Source organism: Candidatus Omnitrophota bacterium (assembly GCA_040755155.1).
Classification (GTDB): Bacteria; Hinthialibacterota; Hinthialibacteria; order Hinthialibacterales; family Hinthialibacteraceae; genus JBFMBP01.
Genome location: JBFMBP010000053.1, coordinates 22,190 through 42,957, shown reverse-complemented (window position 1 = coordinate 42,957; position 20,768 = coordinate 22,190). Strand labels below are relative to the sequence as shown.

At 53.0% G+C, this 20,768-nt stretch carries 17 protein-coding genes; 12 read left to right on the top strand and 5 right to left on the bottom strand.

Annotation, left to right across the window (positions count from 1 at the left end):
* Nucleotides 1-197 precede the first annotated feature (197 nt).
* On the bottom strand, nt 198-1,241 hold the full coding sequence (locus tag AB1656_06425; protein ID MEW6235003.1) for a hypothetical protein: 1,044 nt from the start codon (nt 1,239-1,241) through the stop codon (nt 198-200).
* 270 nt (nt 1,242-1,511) lie between these two features.
* Nucleotides 1,512-2,528: a nucleoside hydrolase gene (locus tag AB1656_06420; GenBank protein MEW6235002.1), complete on the bottom strand. Its 1,017-nt coding sequence runs from the start codon at nt 2,526-2,528 to the stop codon at nt 1,512-1,514.
* A gap of 134 nt (nt 2,529-2,662) precedes the next feature.
* Between AB1656_06420 and AB1656_06415 the strand changes: the two genes are divergently transcribed.
* The 9 genes from AB1656_06415 (at nt 2,663) to AB1656_06375 (ending at nt 14,318) form a co-directional block, all read left to right on the top strand.
* Nucleotides 2,663-3,139, top strand: a complete 477-nt coding sequence (locus AB1656_06415; GenBank protein ID MEW6235001.1) for an NAD(P)H-dependent oxidoreductase subunit E — start codon at nt 2,663-2,665, stop codon at nt 3,137-3,139.
* Nucleotides 3,140-3,333: 194 nt separating this feature from the next.
* Nucleotides 3,334-4,632, top strand: a complete 1,299-nt coding sequence (gene nuoF, locus AB1656_06410) for an NADH-quinone oxidoreductase subunit NuoF (protein ID MEW6235000.1) — start codon at nt 3,334-3,336, stop codon at nt 4,630-4,632.
* Nucleotides 4,629-7,142 carry an NADH-quinone oxidoreductase subunit NuoG gene (nuoG, locus tag AB1656_06405; GenBank protein MEW6234999.1) on the top strand — a complete coding sequence of 838 codons (2,514 nt, stop codon included), beginning with the start codon at nt 4,629-4,631 and terminating at the stop codon, nt 7,140-7,142. Before nuoF ends, nuoG begins: the two co-directional genes overlap by 4 nt.
* On the top strand, nt 7,121-8,182 hold the full coding sequence (nuoH, locus tag AB1656_06400) for an NADH-quinone oxidoreductase subunit NuoH (protein MEW6234998.1): 1,062 nt from the start codon (nt 7,121-7,123) through the stop codon (nt 8,180-8,182). The genes nuoG and nuoH overlap by 22 nt, the downstream gene beginning before the upstream one ends.
* A 28-nt stretch (nt 8,183-8,210) precedes the next feature.
* Entirely contained in the window at nt 8,211-8,741 is a 531-nt protein-coding gene (locus AB1656_06395) for an NADH-quinone oxidoreductase subunit J (GenBank protein ID MEW6234997.1), read from the top strand.
* Complete coding sequence (gene nuoK / locus AB1656_06390; GenBank protein MEW6234996.1) at nt 8,738-9,079, top strand: NADH-quinone oxidoreductase subunit NuoK; 342 nt, start codon at nt 8,738-8,740, stop codon at nt 9,077-9,079. The genes AB1656_06395 and nuoK overlap by 4 nt, the downstream gene beginning before the upstream one ends.
* Nucleotides 9,080-9,097: 18 nt before the next feature.
* The gene (locus AB1656_06385) at nt 9,098-10,552 is read left to right on the top strand and encodes an NADH-quinone oxidoreductase subunit N (protein MEW6234995.1); all 1,455 of its coding nucleotides are present in this window, start codon (nt 9,098-9,100) and stop codon (nt 10,550-10,552) included.
* 311 nt (nt 10,553-10,863) lie between these two features.
* Nucleotides 10,864-12,783, top strand: a complete 1,920-nt coding sequence (gene nuoL / locus AB1656_06380) for an NADH-quinone oxidoreductase subunit L (GenBank protein ID MEW6234994.1) — start codon at nt 10,864-10,866, stop codon at nt 12,781-12,783.
* On the top strand, nt 12,774-14,318 hold the full coding sequence (locus AB1656_06375) for an NADH-quinone oxidoreductase subunit M (protein ID MEW6234993.1): 1,545 nt from the start codon (nt 12,774-12,776) through the stop codon (nt 14,316-14,318). The genes nuoL and AB1656_06375 overlap by 10 nt, the downstream gene beginning before the upstream one ends.
* Before the next feature lie 64 nt (nt 14,319-14,382).
* Here AB1656_06375 and efp read toward each other — a convergent pair whose 3' ends face one another.
* Nucleotides 14,383-14,946 (bottom strand): elongation factor P, encoded by a 564-nt coding sequence (gene efp / locus AB1656_06370; GenBank protein MEW6234992.1) that lies wholly within the window; start codon nt 14,944-14,946, stop codon nt 14,383-14,385.
* Between the two features lie 149 nt (nt 14,947-15,095).
* Here efp and AB1656_06365 point away from each other — a divergent pair, with 149 nt between their 5' ends.
* Together AB1656_06365 and AB1656_06360 are read left to right on the top strand one after the other, a co-directional pair.
* A complete protein-coding gene (locus AB1656_06365) occupies nt 15,096-16,172 on the top strand; it encodes a Xaa-Pro peptidase family protein (protein MEW6234991.1) in 1,077 nt (358 codons plus the stop codon).
* Between the two features lie 261 nt (nt 16,173-16,433).
* Nucleotides 16,434-17,027 (top strand): prepilin-type N-terminal cleavage/methylation domain-containing protein, encoded by a 594-nt coding sequence (locus tag AB1656_06360; GenBank protein MEW6234990.1) that lies wholly within the window; start codon nt 16,434-16,436, stop codon nt 17,025-17,027.
* A gap of 95 nt (nt 17,028-17,122) precedes the next feature.
* On the opposite strand, the gene AB1656_06355 is transcribed toward AB1656_06360, so the two are convergent.
* On the bottom strand, nt 17,123-18,748 hold the full coding sequence (locus AB1656_06355) for a hypothetical protein (protein MEW6234989.1): 1,626 nt from the start codon (nt 18,746-18,748) through the stop codon (nt 17,123-17,125).
* A 306-nt stretch (nt 18,749-19,054) separates the two neighbouring features.
* On the opposite strand from AB1656_06355, the gene AB1656_06350 reads away from it, so the two are divergent.
* Nucleotides 19,055-19,639 (top strand): prepilin-type N-terminal cleavage/methylation domain-containing protein, encoded by a 585-nt coding sequence (locus AB1656_06350; protein ID MEW6234988.1) that lies wholly within the window; start codon nt 19,055-19,057, stop codon nt 19,637-19,639.
* Nucleotides 19,640-19,737: 98 nt separating this feature from the next.
* Here the strand turns inward: AB1656_06350 and AB1656_06345 are convergent, their stop codons facing one another.
* The gene (locus AB1656_06345) at nt 19,738-20,613 is read right to left on the bottom strand and encodes a sugar phosphate isomerase/epimerase (protein ID MEW6234987.1); all 876 of its coding nucleotides are present in this window, start codon (nt 20,611-20,613) and stop codon (nt 19,738-19,740) included.
* Nucleotides 20,614-20,768 lie beyond the last annotated feature (155 nt).

The window sequence follows — 20,768 nt, the reverse complement described above, 5'->3', positions numbered from 1 at the left end:
ATCTTAGATAGAGCGCCCCTGTTGTCAAGCGACTTTCTATCGAACTGACAACTTCTTACATTAGAAGAGATTGCGGCGATAATAAAGAGTTGCAGATAAAAAGAAACGCCCGGCTTTTGCCGGGCGTAGGCATCGTATAGTAAAAAAAACTGTTCCGCCGTTATCGCCCTTCCGGCGATCGACGGCGCAAATTCTTTTTAGTTCATGTGCATCAACGCTTCGGCGACGTCGCTGCCGCTGGCGGTTCCGAAGATCAGGTCGCCGAAGGGACGAGAAACGAATCCGCCCGTCGCGCCGACCCAGTTCGTGTATTGGGGAGTGGAATCCTTCGAATAACGGCAGAATTGGATTTTCCACACCAAACCGGGCTTGGGCATACCCGTAACCGCGCCGGTTCCAATGGGAAATACTGTATCCGCCGCATCGAGATTGAACGCCTTTATCAATCCATAAACTCCATTGTATACGTCCGTGGCGTCCAAACCGATATCGGATACGCCGCTCAATGGCTCGTTTGCCCAATTGCGCCAATAGCCGTCAAAATCCGTCCAGACGAATTTCCATTCCACTACAAAACCATTGGAGGTTTTGCCGTCGAGGATTTTGGAATCTTTCAGTTCCCAGCTGATTCCATTGGCCCAATACTGAGTTTTGCCATCGGCCGTCTTTACTGGAGGATTGAAGAGACGCTTGAATCCGCCCCAACGGCCAGCTTCCGTATACGTATAGCTGTTTCCGAACGCATCGACTTCGTTTTTGGCGGCTTTCGACGGTTCCATCTGAATGCTGTAACTATAATCGTCGGCGCCGGGGCTTGCATTGTCGTAGTTCGTCGGATCGATGTATACGGCTAAATAATCCGTATCTCCGCCGAAGGTGAAAGGCTGCCCGATGGGTTGATTGAATCCCACAGCGTTCGCGGGACCGCTGGCGAGGAATTCGGAGTTGACGGCGCCCGATTGAACGTTGGTATCGGTGCATTGAAAGAGGATATACAACGCATCGACGCTGTAACATACCTTCACGACGGTTGGTTCCGCCGCGTCGGCGGGCGTAGCGCTGCTGTGTTCGTTCCAGGCGCCTTCCACCGTCGCCGCCCCGTCCCATTCGCCGGCGGATACGACGCCGTCGATCGCGGGAGCCTTCGCAACAAAGGGCGCTGTTACCGTTTGGGCCATAATCAACCCCGGCAGAGCGCAAAACCCAATGAGCGCGAGAGAGACTGCCAAACTTCTTTTCATGTTTTCTTCTCCTCTTCCATTTTTAATATTTTGATGCGCCAATCGCATCTAAGAGGTTTTATTCTATATAAGTCATAGAGAAAAGTAAATGGAGAATATTTGACTTTAAATCATTCTTTCGAAAGAAATTCTTTGGATTATTGACTCTTGTTCTTCTCCCAGCCTTGAAAGTCTGGGCTATTGTCAAATGCCCCTTTAAAGGGGCAAACGGTAATAGCCCGCCGTTTTAACGGCGGGTTTAGGCTAATTTCCCGTGGCGCGCAACATGAATTACTGAAAAGCTTTTTCCGGTTTGCTGAACGGATAGGCGACGCCTTTTTTCAGGCGTTGGACCACCAAGTCTTCAAACTTGCCGAGATCTTTCCATTTAACGGCGGCGCGAACCTTTTTCGCTTTGGGATCCACGACGGTATATCCTTTATTCTCAACTTTCAGATTCAAGTCGTCCACGACGCATAGTTCTTCCGAGAAAGCCATATAAGCGGCGACCACGTCGAATAGAGTAGAACTGCGCACGCTGGGATCGATCTGATGCTTGCCTTGCTTAACCCATTCGCGGTAATTCATCATAAGGGTCTCGATCACCGGATTGGGATCGTGGAAGAGTTGCAGATATTTTTCTCCCCGTATGGCAACCAGCCCGGCGGTATCCAAGGGAGCGATAGCGATATCCCATCCTGCGCCGTACATCGCTTGGGAGGCGGGTACATTGTCGCGGACATTGTATTCGGCGTCGGGCGACAATACGCCGCCATATCCGATCTTGACGCTGCCGCTCATGGCGCAAACTCTGACTTTATCGATAATGGCCGGCTCGCGTTTGATGGCTTCCTGGATATTGGGACATGGACCGATGACGATCAGCGTAATCTTCTCCTTGGAACTCATAATCAGATCGATCATCGCCTGCACGCCATCTTGATGGATGGTGCTGTAATATTTCGTAAGTTCATATTCTTCCGCCCATTTCGCTTGAGGGCCGATGTTGTCGTCCTGTTTGCTTCCGATCCCAATGGGAATGTCGTCTCGGCTTACGCTTTCGAGAAACTTGGCGACGATTTTGGCTCTGGCGGCAGTGTTATGGCTGTCGGTTACCACCATTTTCAAGTCCAGTTCCGGCGAACATAAAATGAACGATAACGCCCAGGTATCGTCTATATCGTCTCCGATGTCGGTATCGAGAATAACGGGAATCGGGGCGGCGTGAACGGAACTCATAAATGCCATCGTTACAATCAGAAGAAGAAGCGTTCTACGATAAAGCAATAATGCGTTGTTCGAAATCATTGTATTTCTCCTTATCAGGGATTCTCCCTCCATTTTAAAGACGATAGAAATAGACAATGCGGCCCATCCAATTGAAACCCGTCCGCGAGTAGGTAAAATAATGGATTAATTTATAAATATCAACAGGAATGAATATGCCTAGCCTCCGCGAGACTTGTCCAGCCAAGGTCGAAGAGATACTCCGCCGCTTTCCCCAAAAGCCATCCGCCGCCATTCCATTGCTTTATCTGGCATGGGAAACCTACGGCTATATAAGCGAAGAAGCGATGATCGAGACGGCGGACATTTTGGGAACGACTCCCGCAACCATCCAGGGAATAGCCACTTTTTATACTATGTTCCCGATGAATAAGCGAGGAAAATATCATATCGAAATCTGCCAGAATATTTCCTGCCATCTGGTTGGCGCTCAGGATTTAACGAAGCGGATCGAAAACAAGCTGGGCATACGTTGCGGCGAATGCACCGGCGATGGCCGTTTTTCCTTGGCGAAGGCGGAATGCCTGGCGGGTTGTTCCTGGGGGCCGTGCCTGCATATCAACGGCAAGGAATACCTTCAACTAACGCCGGAAAAAGCGGCGGAAATCCTGGATTCGCTTTTGAGACTTTGAGACTTTGAGACTTGGGGGGTGGCAAGGGCGGGGTGGCAAGGGCAAGGTTTTTTCTGCCCTTGATCGATCGCTTCGGTTTGGGGGCCTAGTTAAACAAGAAGCGGCGCAAACTTTACCTTGTCCAGCGAATCGTGCAGGATAAAATCAAAAACGCTGGTTGGATTTTTCGCCATTTTTAAGAATAATAAATAACCATGGGAACAGAAACTCGCGTTTTGCTTGAGCATCTTGGAGCGCCGAACCTGCTGCGGGCGGCGGGTTACCGCGCCAAAGGCGGCTACTCGGCGTTGGAAAAGGCGTTGCAGTCGATGACGCCCGCCGCTGTAACGGATGAGGTCAAGAAATCGCAACTGAAAGGACGAGGAGGCGCGGGATTTCCTACGGGGATGAAATGGGACTTTCTCGATCGAGAATCGGGCAAGCCGATCTATCTTTGCTGCAACGCCGACGAAAGCGAACCAGGCGCCTGCAAAGACCGGATTATCATTCATGAAAATCCTCATTTGCTATTGGAAGGCATTCTTATCGCCTGTTACGCCATCGGATCGCGCAACGCCTTCATCTATATCCGGGGCGAGTTCCACCGGGGGGCGGAGATTCTGCTGTCCGCCATCGAAGACGCCCGGAATAACGGATGGATCGGCGAAAACATTCTTAATTCCGGCTTCTCCTGCTATATCCAGGTCTATCGCGGCGCGGGAGCGTACGTCTGCGGCGAAGAGACGGGGCTGTTGACCTCGCTGGAGGGCAAGCGCGGCTATCCCAAAAACAAGCCGCCGTTTCCCGCCATCGCCGGTTTGTACGGTTGTCCCACGATCATCAATAACGTCGAAACCCTGTCGGCGATTCCTGCCATCGTCAACCAGGGCGGCGAATGGTACGCCTCGATGGGAACGGAAAAAAGCGCAGGAACGCGGCTGTTGTGCCTCAGCGGCCATGTCAATAAACCGGGTGTTTATGAAGTTGTATTGGGAACCATGACGCTGCGGGAATTCATCGAGGATTTCGGCGGCGGCGTTCCCGGCGGGAGAAGCATAAAAGGCGTGATTCCCGGCGGCTCTTCCATGCCCGTACTGCGGGAAGAGCAATTGGACGTGCGCCTGTCGTTCGAGGATATACAGGCCATCGGCTCCTCGCTCGGCGCCGGCGCGATTATCGTGATGGACGAAACAGTGGATATGGTGGAGATATGCCTGCTGCTGGCCAAATTTTACGAACACGAGTCCTGCGGCCAATGCACTCCCTGCCGCGAGGGAACGCGATGGTTCGCGCAAATTCTCGAAGGCATTCTTCAAGGAGAAGGCCGGGAAGAAGACCTGGAATTGATGCTCGACATCTGCCGCTCGGAATATACCTCCATATGCCCCTTATGGTCAGCGGCCGTATGGCCGGTTCGCGCTTTTATTAAGCAGTTTCGGGAAGAATTCATCCAGAAAATCAAAGAAGCGAAGCCCAGCGCGAAGAACGTTAGGGAGTTGGCGAAAGCGCAATGAGTTCAGCGGCGAACGGAAAAATCCACCTTACGATCGACGGTCGCAAAGTCTCCGCCGAACCCGGCGTCATGCTCATCGAAGCAGCGCGGCAAGCGGGGATCGATATTCCCTATTATTGCTACGATCCCGATTTGACCATTGTCGCCAGCTGCCGCTTATGCCTGGTAGAGATCGAAAAAGTTCCCAAACTCGTCCCTTCCTGCTCCACGCCCGTAGACGAAGGGCAAGTCGTCTATACACAAAGCGAAAAAGTTCTCGATGCGCGCAAGATGCAGATGGAGTTTCTGCTGGTGCAGCATCCATTGGACTGTCCCGTCTGCGATCAGGGCGGCGAGTGTAAACTGCAAGACTACAGCCGCAAGTATGGGACGGACGACAGCCGCTTCCGCTTCCCCAAACGCACGTTTCCCAAGCCGGATTTGGGGCCGTTCATCGACATCGAGCGCAACCGCTGCATTCTATGCAGCCGCTGCGTACGCTTTATGGACGAGATCGCCGGGAACGCCGAACTGGCCATCGTCGAACGAGGCAATCGCGCTTATATCTCCACGTTCCTTGATAAACCGTTGGTAAACGAATTTGCGGGCAACACCATCGACTTGTGCCCTGTCGGCGCCTTGACCAGCAAAGTTACGCGCTTTCGCGGGCGGGTGTGGGAATTTGCAAGCACGCCCTCTATCGCTTCGCTGAGTTCGTGCGGAAGCAATCTCTATTTGCAGCGGCGGGAACGCACCCATGAGATCATGCGCATCCTGCCGAGAGAGAACGGCGAGGTCAATCATCGCTGGATATCGGATATCGAGCGTTTCGGTTTCGACCGCTTCAATAGCCCGCATCGGCAGCGTTCACCGAAAGTTAAAAACGAAAAAGACGAATGGGAAGAAATTTCGTGGGGCAAGGCGGTCAGCCGAATCGTCGCTACTCTTAAAGAAACCATTCAATCTCATGGAAACGGCGCCGTTGCGGGGATTATCGCGCCCCGGCAAAGCAACGAAACGCTCTTCCTATTTCAACAATTTCTGCGCGAATTGGCGGGAACGAACCATATCGATCATCGCACGGAACATGAATTATCGGAAAATGACGACGGCTTCCTTACATCGTTCGCTTTGGGAGCGGCCAATCAGCCATTTCAGGAAATCCAAGAAGCAGAAACTATCCTTCTCGTTGGTTCCGATCTGCCCAACGAGAATCCCATCCTGCATCTGCGGGCGCGTACGCAAACCAAGCGCGGAGCAACGCTCTATTCCGCGCATAGCCGGACAACGCGGTTGGATAAGGATTGCGCCCGGACGTTGTTATACCGTCCAGGATCGGACTCTTACTTCCTTTGGGGCTTGCTTACCGCCGTCAGACAAGCGAAAGAGATCGATTCCACGGCGGATTTCGCCGTCATTACTCAAGAGACCGGCATAGCGGAAAACGATTATCGCACTTTAGCGAAGGTTTTATGCGAATCGAAAAGAGCTGCGATTTTGCTGGGAGAAACCGCCTTCGCCCTCGCCGGGGGAAGCGAAACCGTCCGCATCGCCGCTGAGTTGGCAAAATTATTGCAAACGGAAAATCAAAACATTCTGCCGATGAGCCTGCTTTTACCGCATTTCAACTCGCGGGGAGCGGCGGATATGGGTTGCTATCCCCATCGTGGTCCCGGCTATGCGCCCATTCCCTCGCCGGGGAAAAATACGACGCAGATTCTCGAAGCCTGCGCCGAGGGCTCCATTAAAGCGCTGCTGTTGTTCAATACGGACATCCTTAACGAGTACCCCAACCGGCGCTTGGTCCAAAAAGCCTTGGACGCCGTTCCGTTTCTCTTAGCCGCCGACGCTTTCCATTATCAAACCGCCGATTGCGCCGATATTTTTCTTCCCCTGTCGGTTTATACGGAGGAGGATGGAACCTATACCAATCTAGCGGGAAGGGTGCAGCGGGCGCAATTAGCCCTGCCCCAATTGGAAGGAACGTTATCGGGGATGCAAGTTCTATTGGCTCTGGGCGAAAAGTGGGGATCGGGTTGGAAACAGGTCCGCGCTCCAAAAATTTTCGAGATGGCGGCCAAGGCGGCTTCTCCTTATCAAGGGTTGACATGGGATGGATTGGGAGAACAAGGGAAAATCGCTAAACCAACGGTTCCCGCGATGTTCAAGGATTCGTCGGCTGTCCAACTCGGCGTTCCTTCCGCCAAAGCCCATCCGCCGCAAGAATATCCCCTGCGCTGGATGCGAGGCCGTTTTCTCTTCGATACGGACGGCGATAAACGCTTCGCGCCGCCATTGGTAAAACGCGCCGAGCCATGCGCCGCCAACCTTCATCCCGCCGACGCGCAGAGATTGGGAATCGCTGAAGGGGACAAGATTAAAATCATCGGCGAGATCGGCGAGATCGAACTGCCGGCGCGAATCTCGACGGCGGCGCTTCCCGGCGCCATATCCGTTTTGGGGCGCTACGACGGTTTGGCGCTGAATGGAATCGCTTCGGAAAAATCGCCGTGGGTCAAGGTGCGAATATGACGCTAGGGGAAATCGTTCTCTATTCGATCGTCAAGATCGCGGTGATTGTTCCCATTCTGTTGGGCGCCGTCGCCTATCTGGTATGGGCGGAACGAAAACTGCTCGGCCATTTCCAACAGCGGCTAGGTCCTTATCGCGTAGGTCCGTTCGGCCTGTTGCAGCCGATCGCGGATGGATTGAAATTATTTTTGAAAGAAGACGTCATCCCCGAAAACGCCGACCGGGCGTTATTCGTCGCCGCGCCGCTTCTTTCTATGGCGGCGGCGTTCATGGCCATAGCCGTTATTCCTTTTGGACCGAGTTTTCATTTGTTCGGATTTGATTTGGGGAAGATCCAAATCGCCGACGTTAACGCAGGACTGCTCTATATCTTCGGCATCGCTGGACTGGGCGTCTACGGCGTCTTTCTGGCGGGGTGGAGTTCGGGCAATAAATTCTCGCTGCTCGGCGCCTTGCGCTCGTCCGCCCAGATTTTCAGTTACGAACTAACGCTCGGACTTTCCGTCGTAACCGTGTTGATGGGCGCGGGAACGCTGCAACTGAGCGGCATTGTCGAGAGCCAGGCAGGTGGATTTTGGAATTGGTGGATTTTTAGCGTCCATTGGCTGTTCTTTCCCGGCATTTTGGGATTTTTACTCTACCTGATTTCCGCTTTCGCCGAAACCAACCGCATCCCCTTCGATCTGCCAGAAGCGGAAACGGAACTAGTCGCCGGATATCATATTGAATACAGCAGCATGAAATTCGCCATGTTCTTCATGGCGGAATATCTCAACATGATCGTCGTCTCCTCCATCGCCGTTACGCTCTTTCTGGGCGGATGGCATCCGCCTCTGCCCCTCGCGGCGCTTAAGGCGATTCCAGGCGTCGTTTGGTTTGGCCTCAAGGCGGCTGGCATATTGTTTTTATTCGTCTGGATTCGGGCGACGCTGCCGCGTTTCCGCTACGACCAACTGATGAATTTCGGTTGGAAGGCATTGCTGCCGCTAGCGATGGCGAACGTACTATTCGCGGCGATTGGCTTATTGATTGTTGGATAGATGGGCGCAAAAAGGAAACGATAGATTTATGGTCTCGGCTCTTTTCTTTTGGATCTTCGCGTTGGCGGCCTGCCTGTTCGGCGCGGGCGTGATCGTGGCGCGCAATCCCATGCATAGCGCCTTAAGCCTGGCCGCCGTCTTCGTCTGCGCCGCCGGGATTTTTCTGCAGCTTCACGCGGAGTTTCTCGCCTGGATTCTCATCATCGTTTACACCGGCGCCGTCATGACGCTGATGATCTTCGTCATCTCTCTTTTGAACCTTCAGAGCGACAAGCCGATCTCTCTTTCCGCCTCCCGGCGTTGGGGAATCGCATTAATCGTTCTCTTCGTTTTCGCATTCCTGATCTATCTATTCCGGGCCGATGCAGCAGGATTTTTTATCGGTGCGAAGCCGCCGGTTCCCGACGAATGGGGTTCCGCCCAGGAAATCGCGTCGCATCTCTTTACGCGCTATCTATTGCCTTTCGAACTGGCTTCCATTCTCTTGACCGCCGCCGTCGCGGGGGCTATCGCTCTCGCTATGAAACCGGACTTGAACGAAGAGGAGAAGGCGGAATGATTAGTTTGCATCATTTTCTCCTATTGAGCGTTTTTATTTTCTCGTTGGGCGTTTTGGGCGTTCTCTTGCGGCGGAATATTTTGATTATATTGATGTCGATCGAATTAATGCTGCTGGCGGCCAATATCGCCATCGTCGCCTTTCTCCGTTACCCGCCGCAAATCCACGGCGCCGCTGCAGAGCCGGATTTCATCGCCGCCGGAAATGGAATGGTCTTCGTTTTTCTGGTTATGACTGTCTCCGCCGCCGAGGTGGGAGCGGGATTGGCCGTACTCCTCAATCTTCATCGCCAAAGAGGAACCGTCAACGCCGAATCGCTTAACTTGATGAAAGGATAATCGCAGACGACCGCTGGTATGGAACCGATTCGCATCCCCCTTCTGCATATCTCCGCCTTCGCGCCGCAAATCGCCGTGATCCTGACGGCGGCGGTTGTCCTGCTCGTCGATCTTTTCAAAAAGGACGTGGAGCGGATCAACATCACTTTGCTGGCGCTATTGGGTCTCGCCGCCGCCTATCTCGCCGCGCTGCGTCTCGATCCAACGATCCAACCCGCTTTTACGGGGATGGTTATCCGCGACGGCGTCAGTTTGTATTTGGATAAACTTTTTCTTATCGGAACGGCTCTTATTGTTTTGATGAGCCATCCGTTATCGCAGCGTCTTACCCGATCCTATGCGGAATATATTTTTCTCTTACTGACCGCTAGTTTGGGGATGATGTGCATCTCCGTCAGCGCCGATTTGATGCTGCTTTTCCTGGGCATCGAGATTGTTTCCCTGTGTTTGTATTTATTGACCGGCTTCGACAAAAAAAGCCTGCTTTCGGGCGAGGCTTCGATGAAATATCTGCTGCTGGGATCGTTTGCCAGCGGTTTTCTCATTTACGGAATTGCGTTCGTTTTCGGCGTTTGCCGCACGACGAATATGCTCGCCATTGGCGCCGCCGCGCCAGGCGCTCAGGGGACGCCGCTGCTGGTTCTCGGCTTCGCGCTAATGCTGGCGGGGTTGGGATTCAAAATCTCGCTTGTTCCCTTTCACGCTTGGGCGCCGGATGTTTACCAAGGCGCGCCGACGCCGATTACCGCCTGGATCGCCACGGGGTCGAAAGTGGCCGGATTCGCTGCGCTGGTCCGCGTCTTCTCGCTGCCTGAAATGTCGTTCGCGCCGCTGGGCGGCTTGTGGACCAACGCCGTCTGGATTCTATCGCTGTTGACCATGATCGTCGGCAACGCGGGCGCGTTGGCGCAGGCGGACATCAAACGGATGCTGGCTTATTCCTCCATCGCCCATGGCGGTTATCTCAGCATGGCGTTCGTCGCGCATAATGAAGTGGGCTTGCAGGCGCTGCTTTTCTATCTGGCGGCGTATCTATTCATGACCGCCGGAGCCTTCGCCTGCGTCAACGCCGCCACAAAGAAAGGCGAGGAATGCAAAACGATATCCAGCTTCACCAGCCTGGCGCGCCAACAACCTTGGCTGGCGGGGATATTTACGCTCTTTCTATTGTCGCTGGCGGGAATGCCGCCGACGGCGGGCTTCTTTGGAAAAGTATGGCTCTTCGGCGCCGCCATTCAAAGCGGCTATTACGCGCTGGCAGTCATCGGCGTACTGACGACGATGCTTTCCTTTTATTACTACCTGCGCATAGCCGTCGTTATGTGGATGAAAGAAGACGGCGAAGAAGAATTCGATCCCGCGCCTTTGTCCCATGCGCTAGCGATTTCCATTGCGGCCTTCGCTGTTTTATTGTTAGGATTTTTCCCTAATCTGATTGTTAAAGTGATAAATTCTGGATTAGCAGGCTTATGAATTACTATCTCATATTATGCAACCTGTATAGTCGCGCCATCGGAAAAATCGTTCAAGATAGACGTTGAGGTTTACAAAATGATGTCTCTTTCGACGCGTAAAAAAGTCGAATGCCGCGAAATTTCATCTCCCAGCCTTGAAAGGCTGGGCTATTGCCAAATGCCCCTTTAAAGGGGCAAACGATAATAGCCCGCCGTTTCAACGGCGGGTTGAGGAAGGGATTCCTTTTTTGTGTTTTTCTTTTCATTTCGCGTTTTCGTGATTCAATCGAGGAGGGAAATAGATTCCTCTATTTTCCCATTGCGCATAACATGAAATACTACCTATGGCTCGTTCCCATATCTCCCGCTTTGGCGGTCATAATAAACGGACTGGCGGGAGAGCGCCGTTTGCGAGACAAGGCCGGTCATATCGCCGCCGCTGCGATGGGACTTTCCCTGGTTTTATCTTTGAATTGCCTATGGCAAATGCTTTTTCACGGCGGTGAATTCCGCGCAATGGAAATAGACTATTTCACCTGGCTGGCGGCGGGAAAACTCTTGATTCCTTTCGGCTTTTACATCGATCCCCTGACGGCGGTTATGATGATGGTGGTTTCGTTGGTAGGAACCATCATCTTCGTTTACGCCATCGGCTATATGCAGGGCGATCCCGGCTATACTCGCTTTTTTACTTATATGCCGCTCTTCACCTTTTTCATGTTTTTATTGATTATGGGCGATTCGCTGCCGCTGCTCTTCGTGGGCTGGGAAGGCGTTGGCTTATGCTCTTATCTTCTCATTGGATATTACTATGACCGGGATTACGCGGCGGATGCGGGGCGAAAAGCGTTCATCGTCAATCGCATCGGCGATTTCGGTTTTCTCATAGGGATGCTGTTGCTCTTTTGGAATGTGGGATCGTTGCAATTTTCCCAACTCTTTCTCGCCGCCGAAAATGGCCAATTCGCGATGGGCGGCGTTTCCATCACCCTAATCACGCTTTTATTATTCATTGGCGCTACGGGAAAATCGGCGCAGATTCCTCTCTTCGTCTGGCTTCCCGACGCCATGGCGGGGCCGACGCCGGTCAGCGCCCTGATCCACGCCGCCACGATGGTCACCGCGGGCATTTATATGGTGGCGCGGCTGCATCCGCTTTTTAACTTGGCTCCGGCGACGCTGTTGGTTATCGGCGCCGTAGGCGGATTGACGGCGATCATGGCGGCCAGCATCGCCCTCGTCCAGCGGGACGCCAAAAAGATACTCGCTTATTCCACCATCAGCCAATTGGGCTATATGTTCCTGGCTTGCGGCGCCGGAGCCTACGCCGCTGCCATCTTCCACCTGATGACGCACGCTTTTTTCAAGGCCTGCCTCTTTCTAGGCGCGGGATCTGTGCTGCATGCTTTTCACCGCACTACGGACGTAGACGTTTTCGAGGCGGGAGGATTGCGCCGCGTCATGCCCTACACGCGCTGGACGTTTCTCATCGCCACCCTGGCCATATCGGGCGTACCTCCATTGGCGGGATTCTTCTCCAAAGATGAAATTCTATGGCAAGCCTTCGCTTCCGGCAGGATGTTTTTATGGGTGCTAGGTTTGGCGGCGGCGTTCTGCACGGCTTTTTATATGTTTCGGCTTTACAGCTTATTGTTCTCCGGCGAGTTCCGGGGAACGGAGGAACAGCGGGCGCATCTCCATGAATCCCCCATCCTGATGTGGGCGCCGCTGGCGGCGTTGGCGTTCTTCGCCGTCTGCACGGGCTGGCTGAATATGCCGCTCTTCGGCTATAACGGATTTCACGATTTTCTCGCCATCGAACATCCTCCGGCGGCGAAAGAATCGTTCGGACCCTTTTCCGCTCATGCGATGGAAACGGCGTTGGCGATAGTTTCTATCCTCACCGCATTGGCGGGGATTTTTTTCGCTCGAATGATCTACGTCTGGGCGCCTTCGATGCCGGATAATTTACGGCAGGCGTTTCAGTCGGCTTTTGACATCTTATGGAACAAATACAACGTGGACGAAGCCTACGATTCCGCTTTCATCCAGAATTACTATCGCGTTTGCCGAGGAATCCAATGGTTTGACGACAACATCATTATCGCGGGCTTGAACCGCCTGGCCCGATTCGCCGTCCAAGGCGCCGACGGTTTGCGCCGAATTCAGACCGGCGTTCTGCCGCATTACGCGCTGGCGGCGGCGCTGGGCATGGTCTTTCTCGCCATTTGGCTATTGATATGCTACTGACGCTGATTACGTTCATACCCCTGATCGGAGCGGTGCTAGTGCTCCTCACTCCGCGAATGCTGGAGGGAGTCCACAAGCGTTTGGCGCTGTTCTTCTCGCTGGCGTCGCTGGGACTTTGCCTGCCGCTGGCCGCCTATTATCCCTATGGCCGATCCGGCTTCCATTATACGGCCCTGGTTCCTTGGATTCCCACGCTAGGCGTGGATTATCGCGTAGGGCTTGATGGATTGAGCTTAATGCTTGTCGTCTTAACCGCCCTGCTGTCGGCGCTCTCGATTTATTCTTCTTTCGAAAGCATCAAAAAGCGGGAAAAAGAATTTTACTTTTTCATGCTTCTGCTCGAATGCGGAGCGCTCGGAACCTTCGTCGCTCTCGATCTCTTTCTCTTCTTCTTTTTCTGGGAATTGATGCTGACGCCGATGGTTTTCATCATCGGGATATGGGGCGGCCAAGAGCGCATTTATTCCAGCGTCAAGTTCTTCTTGTATACGGCTTTCGGTTCCGCGTTGATGCTGCTGGTGATTTTTTATCTTTACTTCGAGGCGGGAAGACAACTAGGCGGCAGTCCTTCGTTCAATTACGAAAACTTCGCGGCGCTGCAACTCGATTCCAGCGTGCAAATAGGGTTGTTCATCGCCTTCGCCCTCGCTTTCTTCATTAAGATGCCGCTCTTTCCCTTCCATACCTGGCTGCCCTTCGCGCATACGGAAGCGCCGACGGCGGGATCGGTTCTGCTCGCAGGAATCTTATTGAAAACCGGCGTCTATGGCTTTTTGCGCTTCGCCGTCTCCATCTTCCCCCAAGCCTGCGTGATCTTGACGCCATATATACTAGGGCTGGCCATCGCTGGAGTCATCTACGGAGCATTAATCGCGATGATCCAGCGCGACGTCAAGCGGCTGGTGGCTTATTCTTCCGTCAGCCACATGGGAATGCTGATGGCGGGCGTTTTGGCGTGGAACGTCCAGGGCGTGGAAGGCGGCATCCTTCAGGCGATAAATCACGGCCTTTCCACCGGCGCGCTGTTTTTGATCGTAGGCATGATCTACGAACGCAGGCATACGCGGGAGATATCCGAATTCGGCGGCTTGGCGAAAACCATGCCCATCTTCGCCGTATTTTTTATGATCTTCACTCTCTCTTCCATCGGGCTTCCGGGATTGAACGGCTTCGTAGGCGAGTTTCTGATTTTAGTAGGATTGATGGGGCGTTCGATCGTTTGGACGCTGCTGGCGGCGACGGGCGTGGTTCTCGGCGCGGCGTATATGTTGAAATTGTATCAGCGCATGATGTTCGGCCCCATTACCGTCGAGGCCAATAAGGAATTGCAAGATTTAAATCAGCGGGAGTTTCGCATTCTTCTCCCGCTGGCGATATTCTGCTTTTTGATCGGCTTATATCCTTATCCTTTCCAAAAAGCGATCGAGCCAACAGCCAAGCAAATCGTCGAATACGTCCAACCCTATTTGCCCGCATCCCAATGGAACGCCTCTTCCAATGGCTCCAGCGAGGCGCAGGCCGATGAAAAACCTTAGAGGCGCCCATCTACCTGAATTGCTCAAACCACTCGTAACTTGTCACTCGTCACTGCTTCTAGGATCATCCACGTCCCAAATACGTCCCCGCTTCCGTATCGATCTTGATCTTATCCCCCGCATTGACGAATAAAGGGACTTGAATGACGGCGCCGTTTTCCAGCGTAGCCGGTTTAGTGGCTCCTGTCACCGTATCCCCTTTATAGCCGGGATTCGTTTCCGCTACTTCGAAGATCAAATGCGTGGGCATATCCACGTCCACCGGCTCGCCGTTGTGGAAGCGCAGCGTCAGTTCCATATTTTCCTTCAGCCATTTATCCTTGCCCAGGAACGATTCGGGCGGGAGAGAGAACTGTTCGAAGGAATTGATATCCATGAAGTGCAATTCGTCGTCCCGATAAAGAAATTGCGCCTGGCGCGGCTCCAAGACGGCGCGCTCGATGCCTTCGCCCGATTTGACGGTCTTGTCGAGAACGCGTCCGCTTTTGAGATGCTTGAATTTCAAGCGGCAAACCGCCTGCCCCTTGCCGGGAGCGTGATGCTCGTACTTGGTGCAAACGTAAACCTCGCCGTCGAATTCCAAATAGTTTCCGACGCGTACTTCCGTGGCCTTGATGATCTGGCCCATAGACCGACTCCTATCGCCGAACAATGATTTATGGATATGGCTGCGCGAAATCCTGGCGAAGTCTAAAAGCAAGATTGGGGAAAGGCAACCCCCTTAACGGAAGGGAAAAGTAAAGTAAAAATAGCGAAAACGAATAGCGAAAGAAAATCATGAACCATAAAAAACGAACCCAAACCGTCCTGCAACTTTTGGAAAATGAGAACGCCGATTGGTTCTTCGTCCACCATCTCCCCAATGTGCGCTATCTCTCCGGCTTTACCGGCAGTTCGGCGGCGCTGCTCATTAGCCTTGAGAAACAATACATCCTTACTGATGGACGCTACCAGGAACAGGTGATCCGCGAGGCGCCGGACTATACGCCGATCATCCAAGGAAAACGCAAACTTTGGGAAGCCGCCAAGGACGAACTGGGCGAACTTTCTTCCTCGACCGTCTGGTTCGAATCCGAGCATTGCAGCTTCGCTCGCTTTGAAGAGATGCAAAAAAACCTTCCCGCCAAGGAATATATCGGCAAGAAAGAGATTGTGGAAAACCTGCGGTCGGTGAAGGACGAAGAGGAGATCGAGATCGTCCGCAAGGCGCTGAGCATAGCCGAAATCGCTTTGTACAAGGCTCTTGATTCCATCAAAGAAAATATGACCGAACGCGAACTGGCTCATATTCTGGAAGACGAGATGTGGCGCTTGGGCGCGGCCAAGGAATCCTTCGAATCCCTCGTCCTTTTCGGCGAGCGCTCCTCGCTATGCCACGGCAAACCCTCGGAAAGGAAACTGCGCCGGGGCGACGCCGTGCTCATGGACTTTGGATGCGTCGTCGACGGCTATTGCTCGGACATCACGCGAATCGTCTTCTTCGGCCAACCGTCCGATCGATACAAAGATGTTTATCAATGCGTCCTGCAAGCCAACCAAGCGGCGGAAGCGAAGATCAAAGCGGGAATCCACGGCAAGGACGCCGACGAATTCGCGCGCGAAGTGGTGCGCGCCGCCGGATGGGAAGCGCAATTCGTCCACGGCCTGGGCCACGGCGTCGGCCTGGAGGTGCACGAAGCGCCCCGCCTCTCCTACCTGGCGGAGGGAGAACTGCAAGCGGGAAACGTCGCCACCATCGAACCTGGCATCTATATAGAAAACTTCGGCGGCGTCCGCATCGAAGATATGGCCGTCATCAGGGAAAACGGCTGCGAAATCCTCAATCGAACGCCGAAGGAGATGATGATTTTATGATCCTAAAAACATTGGCAGCGCTCGGTTTGCTCAACCCGCTCTAAGCAGCCCAATGCGGGCCTAATATATTGGCGATGGATTTTCCAGAGATGCGCCTTGAACCTTCCCCCGCTTTTTGCAAGAATGAAATTGCGTCCGAGCCGGTTCATTCTTTAGGGAGATGCGCATTAATCAGCGAAATCGGCGTTTACCATTATTGCCTGCCATGCGGTTTTGCCGCAAAGAAACGTATTTGCATTTATGATGGATTGGGAGGAGAAAATGTTCAACCGAAATAGGAAAGCAAACGGATTTACCCTGATCGAGTTGTTGATCGTCGTCGCCATCATCGGCGTTCTTGCGGCCATCGCCGTGCCCAATTTTTTAAACGCCCAGACCCGCGCTAAGATCGCCAATTGCCAGGCGGACATGAAGGCGCTGGCTACGTCGCTGGAGATGTACCGGCTCGATCACAACCGCTATCCCGCTTGGAAAGACACGAGCGGAACGAACATCAATCCCGTCAACCGGCGCCTGATTCCCCTCACCACCCCCATCGCCTATATGTCTTCCGTACCGCAAGACCCGTTCATTTACGGCGCGCCGGGAGCGCGTTTGGACAACACGCAGCACGTCGCCTACGTCACTTACGATTACATCGACGCTTGGGCGGAAATTCACTACAGCAAAGCCACCATGCTCCATGCCGCCTACCGCTGTTCCGAGTGGAGAATCAACGGCTACGGTCCCGATAACTTTAATAATACGGGTACGATGTCCTACGCGGCTACCAATGGCTTAAGAAGCATCGGCGACATCATCGCCACCGGTCCTCGCGCCGGGTATCCCTGCGATCCCACGCTGGTTGATAGATAAATCGAGGAGATAGGCGGGCTGCGCTTCGCTTTGAGCACACCCTACACAGCTGCGATCCTTATCTTATTGGCAAATAATATAAAAAGACGGCGTTTTTACGGGAACTGCAAAACCATCAACGACCGTCCCGGCAAACGGATATTCGCCGAACCCGGCTTTGCTTCTAATACAACTTTGCTTTCGGGGATAGTCAAGTCGATTTGTGGAACGGCTTTCGAATCCAGCGTTAATTTCGCCTCGATCTCGGCGTCGTTGAAATTTTCAATAACGACGAGTCCGCCCTCGTACAAATAAAGCGCCGTCCGTGATGGCGCTTCAAATTCCACGCCATACGGTTTCAGCAGGGTGTTGCGGATGGATTGAATTCGTTCCGGCGGCAGATCCATTAGTTTCCAAAGATCGTCCGGCGTTTCCAGCGTTTGCAAATTTTGAGCGCCTTCGAAAAGCGCGGCGGGCAGTTTTTCCCGCAAATGGCTGGTAACAAGCAGCGGCTTTTCTTCCTTTATCCATTTTTTCAATTGATCCGCTGCCGTGGAATCCTTCAGAATTTGGAAAGGAAGAAACGCCGCCTTAGCATCCTCCGGCAGCGTTGGAGATGGAACCAACGGCAAGCCGAGCATCCCGACGAAATCATAAACAAACCGGTCGCCGTCGGCGTCGCTGTTGGGCGGCTTTACGGTGGCGGGGCCGTAAATCGCTTTCCCGTGGATTTTTTCCACCAGTTGGAAAAGCTGAGGCAGTTCTTTTCTCAAAGCGAGGATATTATCCGCGCCGTTGCCCCTCAAAAGCGAGCCATAGCAGAAAAGAAGCGCTTCCTTGGCTCCGGCCAACAGCGTCTGGCGCGCCTGCTCCAAATACGTCGCTGGCGATGTTCCGTAGGGATCGAACCAGCCCCCGCCGCTTTTCCCGCCGCCGATGGCGCCAAGCCAACGCATGATAAAATACGCCTCGTATTGCGTCTTGCGGCCCCATTGCTGGCTGTCCGGATCGCGGGTTTCCGTACCCACCCAGATTTTATCAAACATCTCCGTCTCGCCGACGACATCGTAGCCGCGTTCGTGAAACTCCTCGTACCATTGCGGATATTTAATGATGATCTTGACGTTGGGATTGATTTTGCGGGCGGGATCGAGGATGCAGCGGCGGGAAATATCCGCCAATAACTCGCAGCGAAATTCGCTCCAGGAACGTTCGCCGCGCGCTTTAACGCAGTCTTCGCACTCGCATTTCGTGGCATAGAAATCGTCGATCATGATTTCATCGAACAAGCCCGCCGTATATTCGAAAACGCTCTTGAGTTTGTCCAGCGTCGCCTGATCGGTGAAACAGGGAAACATCCAACCGTTGACGCTCTTGCGGCCCAAGCCGGTTGTAGTAACGCAGCCGCTGACGAGGAAGCCCGCGTCTGTCATCTTTTGCTTGGCCTGGAGCATGGTTGGCCGTTCGGCGGTATAGCCGTCGCGGAAAGTCTCCAGGTAAACGCGGGTAACGGCCGTATCTTTACACCACCGAATCGCCTTTTCGATTCCCTCAGGCGAGGAAAGACTGTCTCGCATATCTTGAGCGGTGAATAACGTGGAAAACCGGATGAGAGCCGAATCTTTTTGCGCCGTCTCCCATAAATTTCCCGGCTTAGCGTCTTCTCCCGGCGCGCTCAGGGCGGATATAAAAACGATTGTCGCGACGGCAAGAATTCGATTCCATTTTACGGTTTTCATCATGCTATCCCTTTCATAAGTTTCTCATATTAAGATTCTCGAGCGGCTAACTCAGAAAAACATTCTAACTTACTTTTATAGGGATCGTGAAGCGATTACGGTCTCCTATAAGAAGCGATTACATTTCGCCGTCCGAGGGAAGAAATATTTCTTTCCAAAGCGAAATCATGAATTGAAACCCTTTTGTATTTGCTCTATCTTAAATTGGCAATTGCGTCATAGAATTACGCCAAAGTCATTTCATGGAAAAAAAACTGGAAATGCGATTCGTAAGACGATAACCTTCTATGCGAAGAAAGGCGCGGCGCGATGAAGAGAAAATCGGACTCCTTTACCTTGATCGAACTGTTAATCGTAGTAGCCATTATCGGCGTGCTGGCGGCCATCGCCGTACCCAATTTCCTCAACGCCCAACTCCGCGCCAAGATCACTCGCGCTTACAGCGATATGGAAGCCATCGCTAAATGTCTCGATATGTACAATTTAGATCGCAACAGTTTTCCCACGAGCAATTACGTCGAACGCTATCCCACGCGCCCCTTCCGCCGCTTGACGACGCCCATCGCTTACTTGAGCAGTTTCCCTCAAGACCCATTTCGGCAAGGCTCCAGCGTCCAAACTCATAATCTATATACAACGTCCGGCCCCGATTATACCTATTACATGTGCGACGATACGGACGCCTATGACGGTCCCAATACGATCAACAAGCCGACGCGGCGCGCCGATTATAAAACCTCGTTCGATTGGTTTATGATAAGCCCGGGTCCTTCGCCTGGCGACAAATGGATATTCTACGACATCAGCAACGGCCTTTCTTCCCAAGGCTACGTCTATCATTCCAACAGCAAGGAAGAAAAGAACGCCCGCTCCGGCGGCTATCAATTCCATTAACCGAAAGAAGAAAAGCGGCGTTTTCGCTTTTCGCCGCAAAAACCAAAGCCCAGAAGGCTGCTTCTGGGCTTTGGGTGTTTCTTTAAATTCAACTACGCTCAACTGAATCCCCACGACTTCAGGTTCTTGCAACTGATGGCGGCGCTTTCCAGAGAATCGCGCTGGCAGACGTCCTGCTCGACGAGGCCGTAAACGACATTCGATTTCAGGCAAGCGCCGAGAATGGCGGGCCAGTTCATATTGCCTTCGCCTACCTCGGCGAAAATTTGTTGATCCTTGAATTTCACCATATCCTTCAAATGAACCGTGGGAACGCGGCCGCTGACTTTGCAGATCCAATCGACTGGATCTCCGCCGCCATGCTGCACCCAGTACGTATCGATTTCGAAATGGAAATATTTGGGTATGCTGTACATGCGTAATATTTCCAACCCGGTAATGCCGTCGAATTTCTCGAATTCGAAACTGTGGTTGTGATAAGAAAGCGTCATCCCCGCTTCCAGGAGCTTCGCGCCCACTTCGCTGGCGGCTTTGGCGAATTCTTTATAGCCGTTGGCGTCGCGGGGAAACTCGTTAGGCATGCTGCTGACGACGAGATGATTGCAATTCAGTTGCTTGTATTTGTCGATTTCCTTTTGGGGATCTTTGTACATCGTCGGCCAGGAAGCGTGAGCAGCGACGGCGCACAGCTCGTTCTTTTGCAAAATGGCGGCCAGTTTCGATGTTTCAATTTCCGCGCCGCCCGCCAGTTCGACGACGTCATATCCCATTTCCTTCACTTTAGCCAAGGTCGGTTCGTACTCGTCGGCGGTCTTCAAGTGATCGCGAATGGTATAGAGAATCAATCCGATTTTCATGCCGCTCTTTCCTCCCATCATGGCGCAGCATTCGCTGGCGCTCGCCGCCGATCCTATCCCCGCATTGAAAGCCAACGCCGCCGTCAATCCCGTTCCTAGAAAATGCCTGCGTTCCATCTTCTTCTCCTTTTTTTCGTCGATTAAAAACATCGGCTAATTCTACCATTTTTATTTTCCGCAAAAGAAGCCCCAAGGCGGTGGAGAAGACGACAAATTCACAGAGCATAACCTATGGTTCGTAAAAATCGAAGATGGAAAAAGAGAGAAGCGCC